Origin of the sequence: Flavobacterium cupreum (assembly GCF_003996965.1) — a bacterium.
Lineage (GTDB): Bacteria > Bacteroidota > Bacteroidia > Flavobacteriales > Flavobacteriaceae > Flavobacterium > Flavobacterium cupreum.
The window spans coordinates 1-21,153 of the sequence record NZ_QWDM01000003.1 but is presented as its reverse complement, the minus strand read 5'-3'; the positions used below and the strand labels follow the sequence as shown (position 1 = coordinate 21,153).

The 21,153-nt window shown below is 40.2% G+C and carries 14 protein-coding genes; 12 read left to right on the top strand and 2 right to left on the bottom strand.

All coding sequences use genetic code 11. The features are described from left to right. The first annotated feature begins 12 nt into the window (after nt 1-12). A complete protein-coding gene (locus D0817_RS04895) occupies nt 13-2,172 on the top strand; it encodes a S9 family peptidase (RefSeq protein ID WP_127337292.1) in 2,160 nt (719 codons plus the stop codon). A 369-nt stretch (nt 2,173-2,541) separates the two neighbouring features. Beyond that, nucleotides 2,542-6,372: a M43 family zinc metalloprotease gene (locus D0817_RS04890; RefSeq protein ID WP_127337291.1), complete on the top strand. Its 3,831-nt coding sequence runs from the start codon at nt 2,542-2,544 to the stop codon at nt 6,370-6,372. A 234-nt stretch (nt 6,373-6,606) separates the two neighbouring features. On the opposite strand, the gene D0817_RS04885 is transcribed toward D0817_RS04890, so the two are convergent. Continuing rightward, nucleotides 6,607-7,818, bottom strand: a complete 1,212-nt coding sequence (locus D0817_RS04885) for a M24 family metallopeptidase (protein ID WP_127337290.1) — start codon at nt 7,816-7,818, stop codon at nt 6,607-6,609. A gap of 320 nt (nt 7,819-8,138) precedes the next feature. On the opposite strand from D0817_RS04885, the gene D0817_RS04880 reads away from it, so the two are divergent. The 8 genes from D0817_RS04880 (at nt 8,139) to D0817_RS04850 (ending at nt 19,310) form a co-directional block, all read left to right on the top strand. After that, nucleotides 8,139-8,765, top strand: a complete 627-nt coding sequence (locus tag D0817_RS04880; protein WP_127337289.1) for a response regulator transcription factor — start codon at nt 8,139-8,141, stop codon at nt 8,763-8,765. A gap of 172 nt (nt 8,766-8,937) precedes the next feature. Next, on the top strand, nt 8,938-10,470 hold the full coding sequence (locus D0817_RS04875) for a pyridoxal phosphate-dependent decarboxylase family protein (RefSeq protein ID WP_127337288.1): 1,533 nt from the start codon (nt 8,938-8,940) through the stop codon (nt 10,468-10,470). 8 nt (nt 10,471-10,478) lie between these two features. Then, the gene (locus tag D0817_RS04870) at nt 10,479-11,810 is read left to right on the top strand and encodes a lysine N(6)-hydroxylase/L-ornithine N(5)-oxygenase family protein (protein ID WP_193555352.1); all 1,332 of its coding nucleotides are present in this window, start codon (nt 10,479-10,481) and stop codon (nt 11,808-11,810) included. An 11-nt stretch (nt 11,811-11,821) separates the two neighbouring features. After that, complete coding sequence (locus D0817_RS04865) at nt 11,822-12,919, top strand: heparan-alpha-glucosaminide N-acetyltransferase domain-containing protein (protein WP_127337286.1); 1,098 nt, start codon at nt 11,822-11,824, stop codon at nt 12,917-12,919. A gap of 16 nt (nt 12,920-12,935) precedes the next feature. Then, on the top strand, nt 12,936-15,365 hold the full coding sequence (locus tag D0817_RS04860) for a GNAT family N-acetyltransferase (RefSeq protein WP_127337285.1): 2,430 nt from the start codon (nt 12,936-12,938) through the stop codon (nt 15,363-15,365). An 11-nt stretch (nt 15,366-15,376) separates the two neighbouring features. Then, nucleotides 15,377-15,976, top strand: a complete 600-nt coding sequence (locus D0817_RS26090; RefSeq protein ID WP_202866472.1) for a GNAT family N-acetyltransferase — start codon at nt 15,377-15,379, stop codon at nt 15,974-15,976. A 12-nt stretch (nt 15,977-15,988) separates the two neighbouring features. Continuing rightward, the gene (locus D0817_RS04855; RefSeq protein ID WP_202866471.1) at nt 15,989-17,794 is read left to right on the top strand and encodes an IucA/IucC family protein; all 1,806 of its coding nucleotides are present in this window, start codon (nt 15,989-15,991) and stop codon (nt 17,792-17,794) included. Between the two features lie 88 nt (nt 17,795-17,882). Next, a complete protein-coding gene (locus D0817_RS04850) occupies nt 17,883-19,310 on the top strand; it encodes an MATE family efflux transporter (protein WP_127337284.1) in 1,428 nt (475 codons plus the stop codon). A 114-nt stretch (nt 19,311-19,424) separates the two neighbouring features. On the opposite strand, the gene D0817_RS04845 is transcribed toward D0817_RS04850, so the two are convergent. Then, on the bottom strand, nt 19,425-19,895 hold the full coding sequence (locus D0817_RS04845; RefSeq protein ID WP_127337283.1) for a JAB domain-containing protein: 471 nt from the start codon (nt 19,893-19,895) through the stop codon (nt 19,425-19,427). 74 nt (nt 19,896-19,969) lie between these two features. Between D0817_RS04845 and D0817_RS04840 the strand changes: the two genes are divergently transcribed. Both D0817_RS04840 and D0817_RS04835 read left to right on the top strand, forming a co-directional pair. Then, complete coding sequence (locus D0817_RS04840; RefSeq protein ID WP_238160815.1) at nt 19,970-20,296, top strand: helix-turn-helix domain-containing protein; 327 nt, start codon at nt 19,970-19,972, stop codon at nt 20,294-20,296. A 27-nt stretch (nt 20,297-20,323) separates the two neighbouring features. Then, on the top strand, nt 20,324-20,557 hold the full coding sequence (locus D0817_RS04835; protein ID WP_127337282.1) for a helix-turn-helix domain-containing protein: 234 nt from the start codon (nt 20,324-20,326) through the stop codon (nt 20,555-20,557). The last annotated feature ends 596 nt before the right edge of the window (nt 20,558-21,153 follow it).

Genomic DNA, 21,153 nt, shown 5'->3' with positions numbered 1-21,153 from the left:
AAAAACACTCCTATGAAAAAGTATTTACTACTGCTACTCTTTGTTTGTTCTGCTGTTTTTGCCCAGAATGATGTCGACATCAATAATCTGAAATGGTTACCGGATTCCCATTCGTTCTGGGTCAGTCAAAATAACAATGTAGCCGTTTATGATGTGGACAAATTGGATAAGCATACCACAATTCTGACTCAGCAACAGTTGTCTGAATCCGGCTTTACCGGAGAAATTGAAGATCTGGTCTGGAATACCGCCAAAACAAAAGTACTGCTGTATACCAATTCAAAAAAAGTGTGGAGGGCAAATACCAAAGGAGATTACTGGTTTTTTGATTTAGCAACAGGAAAAGGAAAGCAATTAGGAAAAAACCTGGACGCCTCTTCATTGATGTTTGCGAAGTTTTCAGGTGATAATGAAAATGTAGCCTATGTTTCCAATCACAACATTTACCTTGAAAATTTAAATACCGGAAAAATAACACCGCTGACCACAGACGGAACCGATAAAATCATCAACGGAACATTTGACTGGGTGTACGAAGAAGAACTGGCGGCCAGAGACGGATTCCGATGGAGCCCTGATGGCAAGAGTATTGCCTTTTGGCGCGCAGATGCTTCGGCCACCAAATTTCATTTCATGATCAACAGTACCGATTCTTTGTATCCGGTGGTGGTTCCCGTTGAATATCCGAAAGCAGGAGAAAAACCTTCGTCGGTTAAAATCGGAATAATAGATATCGCTTCTTTACAGACCAATTGGCTGAATATTCCCGGCGAACCGGATAACAACTATTTGGTACGAATGAAATGGCTGACGAACCAGTCGGTAATGGTGATTCAGTTAAACCGCAATCAGAACCAGGTTACTTTTTACAATTGCGATACGAAATCAGGTGCTGCTAAGGCCATTTACAAAGAAGAATCGGCAGCATGGATTGATGTTTTTGACATTTCCTCCGGTGAATACGATGGCTTCCCATGCCATTTTGTAGATAACGGAAAAGCCTTTTTATGGAGTTCTGATGCAGACGGCTGGATGCACATTTACAAAATCAGCAGTGATGGCAAATCAAAAGAATTAATAACGAAAGCTAATTTCGATGCTTATTTTCAGGCGTACAACGACAAGACCAAAACAATTTATTTCAAGGCAAGTCCGACAGATGCGACACAACGTTATTTGTACGAAACCAATATAAATTCAAAAAAGACCAAAAGAGTAACGCCGGATGTGTTTGACGGTACCAACGAATATAGTTTTTCGACAGATGCAATGTATGCCAAACATACCAATTCAAGTATCAGCAGAGAGTATAATACCCGGTTAATTGCCTTACCCGGACATAAAAAAATCCTGCCGCAGGAAGCGGATTCCTTTCAGGCACCTCAGCGTGATTATACCATGGAGAAATTCAAAGTAACTACGGCAGACGGAATAGAAATGGACGGAATAATGGCAAAACCAATGGATTTTGACCCTTCCAAAAAATATCCGGTATTCTTTTATGTGTACGGAGAACCTATGGCTTCCGTAGCCAATGACGAACCTTATTTTTATCCGTTTATCGCACAGGTAATTCCGCAGGGATATATCGGAATCGCGATGGACAACAGAGGAACTCCTGTAATGAAAGGAACGAAATGGAGAAAGTCCATTTACAAAAACATCGGAATTATCAACACCCGTGACCAGGCCATGGCAGCCAGAGAAATCCTAAAATGGAAATTCGTGGATTCTGACCGGATAGCCGTTCACGGCTGGAGTGGTGGTGGCGCTGTAACTTTAAATTTAATGTTCCAGTATCCTGACATCTACAAATCAGGAATAGCAATTTCGGCCGTTACCGACCAGCATTTTTACGACAATATTTATACCGAACGTTATATGGGAATTCCGGGTGAGAATGAGGCGACTTACATTCAGGCATCTCCCGTAACCCACGCCAAAAACTTAAAAGGAAACCTGTTATACATTCATGGAACAGGCGATGACAACGTACACTATAAAAATGCCGAGGTTTTAATAAACGAGCTGATCAAATACGATAAAATGTTCGACCTGATGATCTACCCGAACCGTTCGCACAGTATTTATGAAGGCGAAGGAACGAGTAAGCATTTACTGGATACCTTTGTAAGGTTTATTCAAAAGAATTGTCCTGCCGGAGGGAAGTAGTTTTTTTAGTCGCAGTTTTCAGTCGCAATTTTCAGTTTTTGGTGTCACCCTGAGCGAAGTCGAAGGGCTTTTTGTTGCGGCGCTTCGACTTCGCTCAGCCTGACAGGTCTTGATTTTTTAGTCGCAGTTTTCGGTCATAGTCTCAATCTACAGCTTGTCACGTTGAGCGAAGTCGAAACGCGTTTCTATTGTAAATTTTAGATTTCAGGTTTCAACTGGGACTGAATAATGGGACTGAATACTGCAAACAGCGACTGAATACTAAACACTAAAACAAGCTAACTATATACCAATTCGTACTAAAATAGTATCAGAAAGAACAAAACTGTAGGGTTAAATTTGGTTATTACTAATTAAAACCAAAAAACCATGAAATTAAAACTACTACTGTTCTTTCTGATTTTCAGTGTATTGAAAGTTAGTGCACAAGGTTTACCTTGTCGGACAACCGAAGAAAACGCCAAAGTATACCGGAATCATCCGGCTTCGCTTCAGGAGAAAAAAAACTTTGATGTATTTAGCAAAAAGTTTGCTTTACAGCGGAAAAACAAAACGTCAAAAGACGCCGCTGTTAGCTATACTATCCCAGTGGTCTTCCATATTTATGGAGACGTACAAAGTGGTAAAACCGTTACTTACGAAAAAATTGTAAATCATCTGGCACAGCTTAATGATGATTTCAACGGAAGAAATGCCGATTTTCAGACGGTGGAATCCTTCTTTCAGCCACGACGAGGAACCATCAATGTGGAATTCAAACTGGCGAAAAAAGATCCTAATGGTGGCTGTACTTCCGGTGTTATCTTTCATCCCGCCAAAAATGGTTATGGAAACGGCGGAGGTTATGACGACCAGATTGCGGCCGATGCCTGGGACAATACCAAATACATGAATGTTTACATTCAGAATGATTTGTATAACGATGGTGCCACCAATAACTCCGGAGTAGCCTGGTATCCCAATTCCGATATGACGGCAAGCAATACGGCCCGTGTGGTTTTTAATGGCGCTTATCTGTATGACAACTCCTATAGCAAGGAATTCTCGGCAACCTTAACGCATGAGTTTGGTCATTTCCTGAATTTAATCCACACTTTTGAAGGCGGATGCTCGGGAACCGATGAAGTAGACGACACACCGGCAGAAGATGCCAAGCATACTTTGGCTTGTACGCCGGGAACCAATTGTAAAGGGGATAAAGTGAATTTCGAAAATTATATGGGCTATAATGGCGCTCAGGGCTGTTATAAAATGTATACTCAGGGTCAGATCAGCAGAATGCTGGCCGCTTTAGAGCACCCGGCCCGTAAATCCTTATGGCAGGCTCAAAATCTGATCGATACCGGTGTAAATGCAACCGGAAGTGCTTTGCTGGCATCTGCAACAACCTTTAAAGAAGCTATTGTTAATGACGGTTCTTTTACCACCTCATCAACCGTAACCTTAAGCGGTACCAAAAACTTCGCCCTTAGTTCCGGAACACTCACTTCAGGTACACATTTCACACATACATTTCCGGCAGGTATAACACCGGTTCTTACCGTAAATTCAAACAAGCAGATTACGATAACCCTTACGGGAAAAGCAGCCAGTCACGCTTTTGCAAACAATGCTTCAGGCGGAATAACTTTTGTACCGGCAGCTTTTGTGGGTGGAACGGCTGATTTGTCCTGTACGTCGCTGTTTTTTAATTTCAAATTTTCAGATCCGTACGGAATCATTTTTGTCGATATGCCAGATGTAACCGTATCATCGGACTTAACATGGAAATATTTTGAAATTGCCCAGGGAGATGATCCTGCGTTCGGAGGCTGGAGGTTTGCTGCCAATGCTTTGAAAATTGAAACCTACACCAAAAGAATGGTATGCGAAAGCGGTACCAAAAACATAACATTGCTCGCAGCCAATACAGCAGTTGGGCCTGCAGGCAATCTGACAGCACCCGGAGCATACCCCAACCAGCTTGATTTGCGTACCCCGGCGTATACCACCTGGGACGGAAAAACAGGCTATGCAGGTTTTGAATATTTAATCGATGGTTTACCGTGTTACGGATGGTTTAAGATTACCGTAAATGCCAACGGGGATGGATATACGATTTCTGAATATGCCTATAATACCCAGCCGAATACTCCGATTTATACCGGAATGACTGCTAAAACAGCCGTAGTTTTATCTGAAGGCACTTTATACGAATCCGAAGTAAATGATGGCGGCGTAACCGCAAGCACGACGATTACACTCTCCACAAATAACGGAACATTTACCAAAAGCAGCGGAACATGGACCCCAGTAACACATTACACCATCACCGGAGTTCCGGCAGGTTTAACAGCGGTTCTTACGCTTCAGGGCAATACCAAAACGGTGCTTAGCTTTACAGGAAAAGCCACTGCGCATCTTCCTGCAAATGATACAGCGATAGTTATTACTTTTAAAGATGCTGCCATTACCGGCGGAATTACCACTTTAGACAATGCGTCCAAAACCATCAATTTGAAATTTGATGCACCCTATGGAATATTTTATGTCAATAATACTGATTATGTAGCATCGGCGACATCCACCTGGGAATTTTTCAATTTAGGAATTGGAGATAACACGGAGTATGGTGCCTGGCAATTTGCAGCGGCCGCTTTGAAAATGGAAACCTATGGAAAAAGATTAGTCGGGGAGACCGGTACCAGAAACATTTCATTTATCCCTGAAGGAACCACTATCGGAGCATCCAGTACTTTTGTGACTCCCGGAAGTGCTTATCCGGATCAGCTGGATTTAAGAACGGCCTCTTATACAGCCTGGGATAATAAAACAGGCTATGTAGGTTTTGAATACAAGAGCAGGGGACGTACTTGTTACGGATGGATGCATGTAAAAGTGGAAGCCGGCGGAGTAGGATATACTGTTCTCGATTTTGGTTATAACACCAAACCAAACGAATCCATAAAAGCAGGAGTACAAAACGCAACAACCGTTCCGGCACCTTCAGCTTTAACAGCGACGGCAGGAAATTCAGAAGTGCAGCTAAGCTGGGTCAACAATGCAACGAATGCCACCAGTGTAGTAATCGAAAGAGCCGGTTCAGAGGATGTTTTTGCCGAAATTGCGACTTTAGCCGCTACAGCAACTACTTATACCAATACCGGTTTGACAGCAGGCAGCACCTACAAATACAAAATCAGGGCAAAAGCAGCGGCTGTTTATTCGGACTATTCCAATGTCGTTTCGGCTGTTATTCCAAATGCGGCTTTGTGTGCGGTTCAGGCTGCAAACGGTTATGAATTTATCAATACTGTAACGATAGGAAGCTTTACCCATACTTCCGGAAAAGACGCCGCTGGTTATACCGACTATTCCTCAAAAGTAATTACGCTGACTCCGAATTCAAACATAAATATTAGTCTGGTTCCTGGTTTTACGGGTTCTTCGTACACGGAATACTGGGGCGTTTGGATTGATTATAACAAAAACAATCAGTTTGAAGCATCCGAAAAAGTAATCGACGGAATCTCCTCAAAAACGACGGTGACAGGAAGTTTTACGCCAATTAGCTTTACCGGAACAACCCGCATGCGTGTGGTGATGAAATACAATGCCAATCCAGCGACAGCCTGCGGTAATGTAGGAGATGGGGAAGTAGAAGATTATACCGTTACGGCAGGCACAACAACACCGATAACGTTGCCAACCCCCATAAATCTTTCCAATGCAGGGATTTATGCATCAGGATTTTATGCATCATGGGCGACCTTACCTGAAGCTGCCTCTTATGAAATCCAGTTAAACAACTCGGGCTGGACCACAGTCGGCACTTCGGCAACCTACTATTTATGGATTCCGAAACAAGGTACACAAACCGTTTATGAATTCAGGCTAAGAGCCAAAAACGGAACAGCAGTGAGTGAATGGAGCGCATCCCATACCATCGATCTGCAGTCCGGTAGTTTAGGAGTACAGGCAGCAGATACCATTAAATCATTTGCCATGTATCCCAATCCGGCTTCTGACGTAGTCCATTTTAATTTTGGCAGTCTCGATACTTCCAAAGTCAAAATAACCATTTATGACAGTACAGGTAATCTGGTTGGCGCAGTGCACAATACCACTTCCTTCTCCGTGAATTCCCTAAGAAAAGGAGTTTATCTGGTAATTGCCACAGACGGAAATTCTACAGAAAAGAAAAAGTTGTTAGTAGAATAATTCATTTGTTAGTTAAAAGTAAAAGAGACTGTTCCATAAGTTGGGCAGTCTCTTTTTTAGTTTTCAGTCACAGTCTCAGTCAAAGTTTTCAGTTGCAAATTACGCAACAGTTTAAACCTGAAACCTGAAACCTGAAACCTGAAACCTGAAACCTGAAACCTGAAACCTGAAACCTGAAACTTGAAACCTTAAACTTGAAACCTTAAACTTGAAACCTAAAACCTGAAACTAACACTACAAACCAAACGGATTATCAATACTCTCCATAGGCATTGTAAACCATCTAGGTCCTGACGCCGTCATATAAAAATGATCTTCATGGCGAATCCCGAATTGGCCCGGAATACAGATCATAGGTTCGTTGCTGACCACCATTCCCTCTTCTAAAAGCGTTGGATTTCCGCGCACTAAATACGGGTATTCGTGAATGTCTAGTCCGGTTCCATGTCCTACGCGATGCGGTAAGCCGGGGATTTCGTAATCACCGCTTAAACCCGCTTCGGCTAATACTTTTCGGGCAGCATCATCTACCGAACCACAACTGGCGCCGATCTGCGCGGCATCAAAAGCAGCTTTTTGGGTTGCTTTTTCTAAGTTCCATATTTTTCTGTGATTTTCGGAGGGTGTTCCATAAACGTAGGTTCGTGTGATATCAGACAAATAACCTTCCAAACGGCAGCCGGTATCAATTAAAACAATATCGTTGTCCTTCAAAGGCTGAGGGGCAGTAACGCCATGTGGATATTGTGAATCCTCCCCAAAAAGTACAATACAGAAATAAGAACCGGAAGGGATTCCGGCTTTGATATGGGCGTTGTTGATAAAATCAGTAACCGTTTTTACTTCAATACCCGGATGTAAAATGCGTGCGGCAGCTCTTTGAACCACCATTGTTATTTCTTTTGCCTGTTGGATGATAGCATTTTCAGCAGCCGATTTATGCATTCTGCAGCCCGCAGTTACAGGCTGGGCATTTATAAAACTATAATTGGGATTGGCTTTGACAACATTGTCGGCTAAAAAGTATGAAGCAGATTCATCCAGCGCAATAGTTCCGTTTGAAATGTTTTTCTTTTGTAATATTGTTCCAAAAAGCTCATACGGATTTTCATGTTCTTCCCAGAAATTCAGATTTCCTTCCACTTGCAGGAAGGTTTTAAACGTACCTTCTTCAAATTTGGGAACAATATATTCGATGCTTTCATCCTCAAAAAGTAAGGCACCCACCATTCTTTCCGACGCATTCCATTTGGTACCCGTAAAATAATACAGGTTGGTTCCCGCATTGAGGAAGATGGCGTTGCAGTTTTGTTTTTTAAGAAGTGCTGTTGCTTTTTTGATACGTAAATGATATTCAGCCAGTGCAATGGGCTGTACCTCAAGTGTCATGTTTGGTATCTTGTCTAATTCTATACTTGCGGTAGAACCGCCAACTCCAATTGTCATTTGTTTATTTTTTTAAGTTGTTTAAAATCAAAATTAAGTCATTATTTTGGGATTGTCTGATTTTCAGAACAAACTGGTAAAATAATATAATTTTGAGGTAATATCATATAAATACCCCCAATTGATTGCCCAACAAAACGAGTAGAAGTACCCCTGTCTGAACATTTTTATGCCAGTATTTTTATAACATTAGTAGGGAATAGTTTTGTTTTTGTAATTGGATTCTTTCTTTTATTAACATATGTGTCAATAAATTAATATAGTAATATGAATTTTATTATCTATTTTTGTTTAGACCAATTCTAAATAAAGATAAAATAATGAAAAATTTCCTTATCGCTGATTCTGAAAACCTGCACATAATCGGCTTGAGATATACACTGAAAAAATTTGTGAAAAAAGCAAATCTTACTGTGGTAAACTCTAAAGATGAGTTACTTAATCATTTTGAAAAAAACAAGGTAGAGTATCTTATCATAGATCCCAATAATATTTTTTTATTCTACGAAGACGACTTCAAAAACCTCCGCATGAATTTTCCGGATTGTAAGATTATCATTTTATCCTACTTTAAACACAAACAAACCGTAAACAGTTTCTTACAGGACGGGATTGAAGGTTTTATTTCCAAAGATTGTCAGGAACAGACCATTTTCGATGCGCTCTACAAGATTGAAAACGGGGAACGCTACTTCTGCCCGAAAACCTTAAACGGACTGATGAACGTATTTGCTTTACCCGATTCAGAAGCCAATCAAAAACTGACTTTCCGGGAAAACGAAATTTTAAAACAAATTGCCAAAGGGAATGACGGGAAAAGCATCGCCTCGCATCTTTTTATCAGTATTCACACTTTCAGGACACATCGGAAAAATATTATGAAAAAAACAGGCAAGCATACCACGCCAGAGCTTATTTTATATGCCATTGAGAAAAAAGTGATTTAATTTTCGTTCAAATAATTATATTTTTATTGGTTATTTCCTACTATAAATGTAGTAGTTCCTGTACCTCTTTTGTGCAATTCTATTTACCATTGGTGTAGTATTGACTATTTTTTTTATCGGATTTACTTTTGCTGAAAACTATTCTTTAGAATCAATCTAAATAAATAAACTAATGGAAGCAAAAGAGCAGATAAGAACAATTCAGTTCGGGAATGTATTAGAAACAGACCATCACAAGCATATCTTTTCTAATAATAAGAAGTCGGTATCTCTTTATAAAAAGAGCATGAAAAAAGCAATTAAGTTAATTGCGAATCATTTGGAAAACAGGGATACGCCTTTTACAGGAACTAGTATTACTTCAATCAGGGAGAAAATAGATGCCATTGGGCTGGAGGAAAACTTCGAAGGAAAGAGCCTCGATTATGTTTTGGACGAATTGAAAGCTATTTATCTGAACGATTGTATTCATTTTCACGATCCAAAATACATCGCACATCTCAATTGCCCGATTCTGACACCTACATTGGTGGCAGAAGCCTTCATCTCCTCTTTAAATTCCTCCATGGATACCTGGGATCAGAGCACCGGAGCCACTTTTATAGAATTGAAACTGGTCGAATGGACGATAGAAAAATTGGGCTATCCTCAAAGAGCCGACGGAATTTTTACGAGTGGCGGAACACAGTCAAATATGATGGGATTGCTCCTGGCACGCGATCATTATATAAAAACGCATTACGATATTGATCCAAAAATGGACGGGCTTCCTGCTGATGCCTCAAAGTTCAGGGTTTTATGTTCTGAAGTAAGTCATTTTAGCTTAAAAAAGAATTTAAGCTTATTGGGATTAGGTCAGAATGCCGTAGTTCCGGTAGCCGTTGATTCGGATTTTAAAATGAATGTTCACGCACTGAAAAAAGTAATCCAGCAACAGAAAGATTTAGGAAATATTCCGATTGCCATTGTGGGTACGGCGGGCACTACAGATTTTGGTTCGATAGATCCCTTAACTGAAATCGCTGCAATAGCAGCAGAAAACAAATTATGGTTTCACGTAGATGCCGCTTATGGAGGAGGATTACTGATCAGTGAAAAACATAAAAATAAACTCGAAGGAATCGAATTTTCAGATTCGGTGACGATCGATTATCACAAAACATTTTACCAGCCCGTAAGTTCCAGCGGCTTTTTTATGAGGGACAAATTGTATGTCGATTATATCAAATACCACGCCGATTACCTGAACTCCAAAGAACAGGAAGACGAAGGAATTCCGAACATGGTCAAAAAATCCATCCAGACCACCCGCAGGTTCGATGCTTTGAAATTATGGTTTACTTTAAGAATCATTGGTACGAAAGGACTAAGCACCTACATGGAAAAAGCCATCGATAATGCCCTGTTTACGGCAAATTTACTGAGAAACAGAGACGATTTCGAACTGATCCATCATCCGGAAATCAGCACCATTGTCTTTCGTTACACGCCCTGGAAAGCAGACGAAAGATCCTTCTGCGGCTTAAACAGTTACATTCGAAAAGCAATTTTCAACGAAGGAAAAGCCATTATCACCAGTACGAAAGTCTATAACGAAGTATTCCTGAAATTCACCTTGCTAAATCCGCTTACAACTCCTGCCGATATCGAAGAAATTATTGCTTTAATCGTTGCTCACGGGCAGGAATATTCATTGATAAATTAATACCCATTATGGAAAATAAAATATACGACTTTATAGCTGTTGGTGTTGGACCTTTTAACCTGGGCTTAGCCTGCCTGACCACACCCATTGAGAACCTTGACGGTTTATTCTTTGATAAAAATGATTCTTTTAACTGGCATCCCGGAATGCTTTTGCAGGATACTACACTGCAGATTCCTTTTCTGGCAGATTTGGTGACGCTTGCCGATCCGACAAGCCCGTTTAGCTTTTTGAATTACATCAAAGAACAGGGCAAAATGTACTCGTTTTACATTCGTGAAAACTTTTTATTACTACGAAACGAATACAATCAGTATTGCCAGTGGGCGATTAAAAAACTGCCGAATGTCTTTTTCAATACCGAAGTGTCAACGATCGAATACGATGAAAATCAGTCCCTTTATATTGTAAAGACAGTTTGTACAAAGACCAATGCCGTCACCTTCTACCAAACCAGAAAACTGGTACTGGGAACAGGAACAGCACCTCATATTCCGAAATCCTGCAAATCCCTTAAAGGAAAAGCAGTGCATTCGTCCGGATACCTTCAGACCAAGGCCGCCCTTCAAAAACAAAAATCAATCACGGTATTGGGAAGCGGACAAAGTGCTGCCGAAGTATTCAATGATTTGTTGCAGGAAATCGATGTATACGGGTATCAGCTCAACTGGATTACGCGTTCGTCCCGTTTTTTCCCGATGGATTACAGCAAACTTACCTTAGAAATGACTTCTCCGGAATATGTGGACTATTTCTACAGCCTTCCGCCCCAAAAAAGAGATTCCCTGCTTAAAGACCAGAAACTGCTTTACAAAGGAATCAATAAAGACCTGATCGGAACCATTTTCGATACCATTTACACTAAAAAAGTAGTGACGGAAATAGATGTGAATTTAAGAACAAATGCAGCCTGTATCAAAGCAGATTACGACGAGGACAAGCAGTCTTTCGAATTGGAATTGCATCAGGTCGAGCAGGACAAAAAATACCGTCATACCACCGACGCATTGGTTTTGGCAACGGGTTACGGTTATGAGCTGCCGCGTTTTATAGAAGGCATTTCATCGAGAATCCAATGGGACGAAAAAGGACGTTTTGATGCCAACAGAAATTACAGTATTGACAAAAACGGAGGTGAAATTTTTGTTCAGAATGCGGAACTGCACACGCACGGATTTGTGACGCCGGATTTGGGGATGGCCTGTTATCGCAATTCCTATATCATTAAAGAAATTACCGGTGTTGAATATTATCAGGTAGAAACCAAAATAGCTTTTCAGGAATTCGGGGTGACCGTAGGGGAGGCGATTGAATCGAATGTATTTGAAGAAATTTCATAAATAGAAAAACTATGGAAACACAACAAAAAAAAAGAATTTTAGCGATTGATATTACCAGGGGAATGAGTGTGATTTTTATGATGATGATTCACACCATGCTGATTTACGGAACTATTCCGACGCAAACCCACAGCATTTTAGGCGAAATTACATTATGGCTGGGAAGGGGAACCACCTTGTTTTTAGTGAGTATGGGAATTTCATTTGTACTGTCCAGAAGGCAAAGTTTTCAGAAAGTATGCAAAAGAGGTTTATACATTTTAGGAATTGGGTACGGAATGAACTTCCTGAAATTCCTAATACCCGAATTCGTGTTTGGAGGATTGCCGGAATCTTTTGTGAGCGCTTATGGATTACAATCAGGAACGCTGCAAACCGGAATATTCTGTTTGCTTTTAGGAGACATTCTGCAATTGGCGGGTGTAACACTGTTTATTATGGGAGTTATTAATCATTTCAGCAAAAGTAAATACGTTCCGTTAATCGTGGCTCTGGCCATTATCGCCATTTCTAAGGAAGTCAGCGGTTTCAGGGTTGGAATTGTAGGAGTAGACTATCTCTGCGACTTATTTTTCAGCAACCAGTTTAATGTTTATTTCCCTGTTTTCCCATGGAGTGCCTTTATTTTGCTGGGAATGTTCTTAGGAAGATGGTATAAAGAACTGGAAGAAAATCAACCTGTATTTTTCAGGAAAATGTTAGGGCTCGGTTTTCTTTTTATCGGAATTGGCGCTGTACTGAATTTTACAAATTCCGAATATCACTTTGGGGATTACTACCATTTAGGACCGGGCGGAAGCATTTTATTACTGGGCGCTAATATGGTTTTTTACTGGCTGGTCAATTTTATTGTGCAGCTGTTCAGGGAAGATAATCCTGTTTTTAAAGGACTTATTTTCTGCAGTAAAAACGTCACCAGTTTGTATGTCATTCAATGGGTGCTGATCAATTGGGGCATGTATGTGATTGGTTTTTGGGAACACGACCAACTCACGGTTTTAGGTTTATTTCCGGTCGTGATTGGTCTGAGCATTTCGCTTCAGCTGGTCTACAATTCAGTTCGTGAGCAATGGCGTGAAAAATGGACCACAGCACCTTTAATCAATTAATTAAAAGACTACAGAAATGAATTTATACAATGGAAAACGGGTGATAAAAGGATCGTTGAATCCTATTTATACAATTACGATCCCGGAATTTGGCACTATCGATTTTCGTCCGTTGCAGCTGGATTTTGATACTGAAATTATTCACGATTGGGTCAATCGCGATTACGCACAATATTGGGGCATGCAGGGGAAATCGGTGGAAGAAGTCCGTACCGAATATGAAAAACTAAGCAGTGAATCCGATATTTTTATCGGACTGGTCAATGGCGAAGTTTCCTTTTTACTGGAACGTTACAATCCAAAACTGGACATTATCGGCAATTATCATCCGGTTCAGGATTACGATTGTGGGATGCACGTAATTGTGGCACCCTGCACGAAATACATTCCGCAGTTTACCTGGCATATTTTCTCGGGAATCATGAAATTTATTTTCAGTGACCTGAAAGTCCAGCGCATTCTGGTAGAACCCGATATTCGAAACAAAAAAATGTTCGAAATCTGCCACAGGGTTGGTTTTGTAGATTCAGAGGTCGTGCAGTTACCGCATAAAACAGCGCTGCTGGCTTTTTGTAACCGCGATCAGTTCATCAAAAAAACAAATTTATTTAACCTCAATTATATTGAAATGAATAACGAAAATCAAATAGAATTTCCGGAAAATGCTATTGCGCACATTCAGCCTGAAGTTTGGGAAAAAGCCAACAGGCTTTTGATTAAAAAAGCGCTTTGCGAGTTTTCGCATGAGTTTTTAATCAGGCCCATTCAGGAAGAAAGTAATGAAGCGGGAAATCAGTATGCGCTGGTATCCGATAATGGCAAAACCGTGTATCGTTTTACGGCACAATTGCTGGCCTTAAACCATTTGAATATTGAACTGCAATCTATTTCAAAAACGCAAAACGGAGCAACAGCCGCTTTAGATGCCGTCGAATTTATTCAGGAATTCAAAAGCAACTTAGGTATTTCAGAGCAGTTATTGCCTTCGTACATCGAAGAAATCATCAGCACTTTATACGGAAGCGCCTATAAATTATTAAAGGAAAATTCCACTTCCAAATCCCTGGCCAATTCAGATTTCCAGACCATCGAACAGTCCATGATGGAAGGCCATCCCGGATTTGTGGCCAATAACGGGCGTATCGGTTACAACAGCATGGATTATAAAGCCTATGCACCCGAAACAGGAAATCCGTTTAAAATGATCTGGCTGGCCGGTCACCGTGACAGAACGGTTTATGCCGGGACAAAAAAACTAGATTACGAAACCCTGATTCAACAGGAATTGGGAACCGAAACACGGGCGCATTTCAATTCTATTATCGCGAAAAAAGGAGCAGACCCAAAAGACTATTACTTTATTCCCGTTCACCCGTGGCAATGGTTCAATAAACTGGCGAATTTATTTTCACCCGAAATTGCCAAAGGAAAACTGATTTGTGTAGGTTATGGCCCGGATTTGTATCAGGCACAGCAGTCGATAAGAACTTTGTTTAATTTAAGCAATCCTAAAAAATTCTATACCAAAACCTCACTTTCAATCCTGAACATGGGGTTCATGCGTGGTTTACCGATATTTTATCTGGGCACCGCGCCTGAAATGGCCGAATGGCTGGACGCGTTATTAAGCAAGGACGAATACCTGCAAAAAGTGGGCTTCGGGATGTTGGGCGAAGTGGCTTCGGTAAGTTACATCAATCCGTATTTTGAGGAATTCGGAAAACACAATCCGTACAACAAAATGATTGCTTCCTTGTGGAGGGAAAGCCCCGTGGCCAAGCTCGAAAATGATGAACAACTGATGACTATGGCCGCTTTTTTACACCTCGATAAAGACGGAAAAGCATTGGTTTCAGAAATTATAAAAGCATCCGGCCTGTCCATAGACAATTGGCTGACTGAATACTTCAAAGTGTATCTAAGCCCTTTATTGCACTGTTTTTACCAATACGATCTGGTGTTTATGCCGCATGGCGAAAATCTTATTTTAGGATTGGAAAATCACGTTCCGGTGCGTTCGTTCATGAAAGATATTACCGAAGAGGCCGTGATCCTGAACCCGGATGTTGTGATTCCGAAAAATATTGAAAGAATCTACGCAGAAGTGCCGGAAGAGGTCAAATTACTTTCTGTTTTTATAGATGTTTTTGACGGTTTTTTCCGTTTCCTGTCGGCTATTTTAGTGAGCAGCGACGGTTATGACGAAAAACGTTTTTGGGAATTGGTAGCCGATTGCATTTCGGATTATCAGGAAGCAAATCCGCATCTGGCTTCCAAATTCGAACAATATGATTTGTTTGCCGATGAATTTCAATTGTCCTGCCTGAACCGCCTGCAGCTGAACAACAATAAAACCATGATCGATTTGGATGATCCGGTGGCTTTGCTGCAATTTCAGGGAAAACTGCAAAATCCGATCGCGCCGTATAAAAAAATAACAGCTTAATTCCGCAACAGATGATTAATACAACATTAACGCATCCTGAAAATAAAGCCGTTACCGATATTGTTTTTGTAAAAACGATTCCGGGCTTAGGTGTTTTTGAGCTTCGTTCGATAGATATGGAGGCCGATATTCCGCTGCTGCACAACTGGGTTAATCGCGAGTATGCAGTGTACTGGGGCATGAACGGATTTTCGGTACAGGAAGTATACGATTCGTACCGTAAAATTCTCGAAAAAACCGATGTTTATATGGGGATTTTCAATGGTACTGTTTCTTTTCTGTTAGAATGTTATAATCCGGAAGAAGACAGTATCGGCGATTATTACAAAGTAGAAAAGGGCGACAGGGGCATGCACATTCTCGTGGCGCCTTTCGAAAAAGCGATCAACCATTTTACCTGGTCAATTTTTACCGTCATCCTTGATTTTATTTTTTGTGATGCCAACAACCAGCGCGTCGTGGTGGAACCGGATGCCCGTAATCATAAAATTCATTTACTGAATAAAAAAGCAGGATTTGTTTTTCAGACTTTGCTCGATCTTCCGCACAAACAAGCACATCTCGAATTTTGCACACGTGGAGACTATTACAAGGCTTTACAGTCGATTTAAATAAAAAAGAAAATGGAACTACCCACTAAAAGTATTGCACATATCACCAAAAAAAACTGGGACAAAGCCAATGTACTTTTGCTAAAGAAAACGATAGGCGAATTTGCACACGAATTGCTCATTGTTCCAACACTAAAAAACGGAAAAACCTATGGTTTGTTTTCGCCCGATAAGACTTTCGAATATACCTTTGAAGCTTCTGTTCTGGCATTAAACCACTGGTCGGTTTCGGCTGAATCCATTCAAAAGAAAACAGCAGACGGAGAAGAAGTGCCGTTGCGCTTACTGGAATTTTTAATTGAATTTAAAGATGTTTTAGGCATTGACGAAACGCTTTTGCCAACCTATTTAGAAGAAATTACCAGCACCTTATACAGCACCGCTTATAAAATTGACCATGAAAAATATTCGTCTGAAGCCTTAGCAAATCAGGGCTATCAGGTCATTGAACACGCGATGACGGAAGGGCACCCATGCTTTGTGGCCAATAGCGGAAAAAACGGTTTCAATATTGATGATTTTGCGCAGTTTTCACCCGAAGCCAATGCGCCAATGCAGTTGTTATGGCTGGCCGGACACAGGAGCAGGGCCACTTTCTCGGGAATTAAAACTTTAAATTATAAAAAAGTACTGGCTCAGGAATTGCCATTGGAAACCATTACTTCTTTTGAAAATGTAATGCAATCGAAAGGGTTAAACAGCGAGGAATATTACTTTTTTCCGGTGCATCCGTGGCAATGGTTTAATAAACTGGCGCTTATTTTTGCGCCCGATATTGCCGAAGGCCATCTGGTTTGCCTCGGTTACGGAAACGATACGTATTCGGCACAGCAGTCGATCCGTACTTTTTTTAATACCAGTTCGCCCGAGAAATTTTATGTCAAAACCGCCCTTTCGGTCATCAATATGGGCTTTATGCGCGGTCTGTCGCCGTATTATATGGAAAGCACGCCAACCATTACCGAATGGGTTGCCGATGTGGTAGAAAACGATGCTTATCTGCAACAAAAAGGATTTACTTTATTAGGCGAAGTGGCCACCATTGGCTACCGAAATTTTCTGTACGAACCGCTCGGACGAAGTCTGCCGCACAACAAAATGCTGGCTGCTTTGTGGCGCGAAAGCCCCATTCCTAAATTGTCCAAAGGCCAGCAAATCATGACTATGGCGGCCTTACTGCATGTCGATCAGGCCGGGAATTCTTTGGTGTCTGAATTGATTAAGGCATCCGGAATCAGTCCAAAATCATGGATTAAAAGTTATCTCAATGCATATCTTTCGCCTTTGTTACATTGTTTTTACGAACATGAAATGGTTTTTATGCCACATGGCGAAAACCTGATTCTGGTGTTTGAAAACCATGTTCCCGTAAAGGCCATCATGAAAGATATTACCGAGGAAGTAATGGTTTTTAATACCAAAAGGGAACTGCCGGAAAAAGCAAAACGCATTCAGATTGACATGAACGAACCACTAAAGATTTTGTGTCTTTTTAATGATGTTTTTCAGTTTTATTTCCGTTTTCTTTCGGCTATTTTATCCGAATCGGGGACACTGCCTGAAAGTGATTTTTGGGAAGAAGTAGCGATTTGTATCCACGAATACCAGGAGACACATCCGCAGCTGGAAGAACAGTTTAAAAAAAACAATCTGTTTGTTTCCCAATTTGATTCCTGCTGCCTGAACCGCCTGCAATTGCGAAACAACAAGCAAATGCTCGATCTGGCTTCGCCCATTGAAAGTCTTCAGTTTGTGGGGAAATTAAAAAATCCGATTTCGGCATTCATACCCAAAGACAAACTTTCGGCAGCATTTTAACTGGGCTGAAAAGTTTGTTTTAAATGGTTTTCTTTCCGGATTAAGCTCCGGGAAGAAAACTGTATTTTATAGAATTAAAAAAAGAATTATGTTATATCTCACAAGGTCGGTAAAGTCAATTCGCGGTACGTTGGATCGTTTTTCTGAAGTTTTGAAAAAGGCAGAATCGTTTGATTTTACGTCCGGAAGCATTAAAAAAGCCATTATCATCCTTTCGGTTCCTATGGTATTGGAAATGGTCATGGAATCGGTATTTGCGTTGGTCGATTTGTATTTCGTGGGACATTTAGCAGAAAGCAACCACGCTATTCAGATTGTGGGTTTAACCGAATCGTTGTTTGCCATTATTTATTCGATTGCCATAGGCATCAGTATTGCCACCACTGCCATTGTAGCCCGGCGTATTGGGGAGAAAGAAGCCACCGAAGCCGCAAAATCGGGAGTTCAGGCTATTGTAATCGCCATCTTGATTAATTTACTCATAAGTATTCCGGGCTTTATTTATGCTAAAGAAATACTGCAATTAATGGGCGCTTCGGCATCATCTATCGTTTATGGTGCCATCTATACCCGAATTATGATTGCCGGAAGTGTAGTGGTCATGCTGATTTTTCTGATTAATGGAATCTTCCGGGGTGCCGGAAATGCCATCATTGCCATGAAAAGTTTATGGATTGCCAATATTTCGAATATCATTCTTTGTCCTATCTTAATAAATGGTTTTTGGTTTATTCCGTCCATGGGAATCATGGGCGCTGCCATTGCTACCACTGCCGGAAGAGCGATTGGAGTGGTCTATCAGTGTTATTTTCTCTTTTACGGAAAAGGAATCTTAAAAATAAAAGGAAGCTATTTTATTCCGGATCTCAAACTAATTCAGGCCATTATAAAACTCGCCACACCCGGAGTTTTGCAGTATGTAATCGCTTCGTGCAGCTGGATTTTCCTGGCGAATCTTGTCGCCACCACTGGAGGCGATTATGCTTCGTCGGGCTATCAGACCGCGATCCGGATTATGATGTTTTTTATCCTGCCCGCCTGGGGACTCAGTAATGCTGCCGCGACTTTGGTAGGTCAGAACCTCGGAGCCAAAAAAGTAGACCGGGCCGAAAAATCGGTTTATAAAACCGCCAAATACAACATGCTCTTTATGGGCTTTATCATGCTCATTTGCTTTTTTAGTGCCCATTACCTGATTTCATTTTTTACAAACGATGCCGAAATTGTAAAAATTGCTGTCAATGCCCTGCAGATTATGAGTATCGGGTTTATTTTTTATGGTTTGGGAATGGTTTTAAACAACACGTTCAATGGGGCAGGCGATACCTGGACCCCCACGTGGATAAATATTTTTGGTTTCTGGATCTTCCAGATTCCGTTTGCGTATCTTTTGGTTCACTATTACAAATTAGGACCATTGGGTGTTTTTATCGCTATTCCGGTGGCAGAAACTCTTATTACGGTTTTGAGTGTGATTGTTTACAGAAGAGGGAACTGGAAGCGGATAAAGATTTGAAATAAGTTATCGTGTACCTAATTTGTCATGCCGAGGAACGAAGGAATCGCATCAAGTATTCCTTTTGCCAGCGAGAGGAAATTGGAAGATAGCCATTTGAAAATAATTAACAGACTAAAGTTTGCCGTGATCTGCAAACGAATAATAATTTTCAGGGCTAATAATTAAATGGTCTATCACCTCGATATTGAGCATAGCACCCGCTTCCTTGATTTTTCGGGTAATCAGGGTATCGTTATGTGACGGGATCGTTTTGCCCGATGGATGATTGTGAATCATAATAAGCCCTGAAGCATTGGCTTTGAGTGCCGCCGAAAACAATAACCGAAGGTCAACACGGGTTCCGGTTGTACTTCCCGAAGAGACTTCATAAACGCCCATTACTTTATTGGATTTGTTGAGCAACAGAATCTTAAACTGTTCGAAGAATTCTATTTTTCCCGGATTCCAGGTTTGTATGGCCAGTTTATACGCTGCTTCCGAAGAGGTGATATGCGGGCGTTCTGAAGCTTTTACTTTGGTTTTGTAAATGAGTTCTATTTCTGATGCGATTTTCCAGTCTGGTTTTTCTTTTTTGGTTTTCATGAGTTGAAATTTTCGGTGCTATTATTTTTGTGACTGATATTTTGCTTAATAATCTTCATTCTTTAAAGAAGTATTTGGCAAAGATAAAAATTATCATTTGTAATCCAAGTGGACTACATAATATTATTAAAAAATATCAAAATTGCAGTATGGGAGAATTGACAACGGAAGATATTATACTACAAAAAAAAATTGCAGAGAGAATTGAGTCTTTAAGATTAAAAACAGGACTTTCTCAAACTGATTTTGCCCAAAAAAATCATATAGACAGACAAGTAATTAATAGATGGGAAAGTGTAAAAAATGCTAGGGGAGTTACAGTATATTCAATTCAAAAGTTTTGCAAAATGGTTAATATAACGCTCAAGGATTTTTTTGACGACGACTCTTTTAATCTTTAAATTGTCCAAGTTTCGAATTTTCGCTCTATGGAAGATTTAGATAAAAATATTGATATAAAAATCAATCAGATTTCTCAAAAGCTAAAAGAAATTAGATTATCGAAAGGTTACACGAGTTATGAAACTTTTGCTTTTGAAAATGATTTAAACAGAGTTCAATACTGGCGTATTGAATCTGGAAAAAATATTACATTAAAGACTTTGATTAAAGTTTTAGATATACATAAAATATCATTAGGTGAGTTCTTTAAGAATTTATAAGAATTTCACTTTTTATATTGTTTGCAACTTATCCCTGTGAAGCAGTTTTTACTTTACAGGGATATCTTTTTATTGGTAATTCTGCCAGTTTGGCATTTGTTTTTCTTACGTGATTTCTCCGTCACGTTACCTATACTGATCCCGTTACTCCCATACAGAACTGCGTCGGCGAGTTTTTCCATGCAATCCATGGTGATGGTGTTGTTTTTACTTTCTCCCATAACTTACTACAATTAATTATTTTTTGATAAAGAGAAAAAATATAGAATATTTTTTCATAAAAACAATATTTTTCTTACTATTTACAATTATTTATTTTTACTTTATAAAGTATTTCCTACTTTTAAATTTTTCTCTATATTTGTAAAATGTAAATTATTCATACATTCTTGTACATATGGATAATGGAAGATCAATTATAAATTAAAACCGAATTTGATTATGAAACTGGAATTATACCCTCCGAAAACCAGCATCACTACAAGCCAATTACCAATAAATCATGAAAAATTTCAGCAAACTTCTTTTAGTTTTATTTCCGGCTATGGTCATTGGCCAGACAATGACCCAGAATGATATTAAAACGGTGACGTACA

What these genes read in the sequence shown, in the direction of transcription:
- D0817_RS04880 (WP_127337289.1), top strand. Translation starts at nt 8,139, where the DNA reads ATGAAAAATTTCCTTATCGCTGATTCTGAAAACCTGCACATAATCGGC.
- D0817_RS04860 (WP_127337285.1), top strand. Translation starts at nt 12,936, where the DNA reads ATGAATTTATACAATGGAAAACGGGTGATAAAAGGATCGTTGAATCCT.
- D0817_RS04865 (WP_127337286.1), top strand. Translation starts at nt 11,822, where the DNA reads ATGGAAACACAACAAAAAAAAAGAATTTTAGCGATTGATATTACCAGG.
- D0817_RS26090 (WP_202866472.1), top strand. Translation starts at nt 15,377, where the DNA reads ATGATTAATACAACATTAACGCATCCTGAAAATAAAGCCGTTACCGAT.
- D0817_RS04875 (WP_127337288.1), top strand. Translation starts at nt 8,938, where the DNA reads ATGGAAGCAAAAGAGCAGATAAGAACAATTCAGTTCGGGAATGTATTA.
- D0817_RS04870 (WP_193555352.1), top strand. Translation starts at nt 10,479, where the DNA reads ATGGAAAATAAAATATACGACTTTATAGCTGTTGGTGTTGGACCTTTT.
- D0817_RS04890 (WP_127337291.1), top strand. Translation starts at nt 2,542, where the DNA reads ATGAAATTAAAACTACTACTGTTCTTTCTGATTTTCAGTGTATTGAAA.
- D0817_RS04895 (WP_127337292.1), top strand. Translation starts at nt 13, where the DNA reads ATGAAAAAGTATTTACTACTGCTACTCTTTGTTTGTTCTGCTGTTTTT.
- D0817_RS04855 (WP_202866471.1), top strand. Translation starts at nt 15,989, where the DNA reads ATGGAACTACCCACTAAAAGTATTGCACATATCACCAAAAAAAACTGG.
- D0817_RS04850 (WP_127337284.1), top strand. Translation starts at nt 17,883, where the DNA reads ATGTTATATCTCACAAGGTCGGTAAAGTCAATTCGCGGTACGTTGGAT.
- D0817_RS04835 (WP_127337282.1), top strand. Translation starts at nt 20,324, where the DNA reads ATGGAAGATTTAGATAAAAATATTGATATAAAAATCAATCAGATTTCT.
- D0817_RS04885 (WP_127337290.1), bottom strand. Translation starts at nt 7,818, where the DNA reads ATGACAATTGGAGTTGGCGGTTCTACCGCAAGTATAGAATTAGACAAG.
- D0817_RS04845 (WP_127337283.1), bottom strand. Translation starts at nt 19,895, where the DNA reads ATGAAAACCAAAAAAGAAAAACCAGACTGGAAAATCGCATCAGAAATA.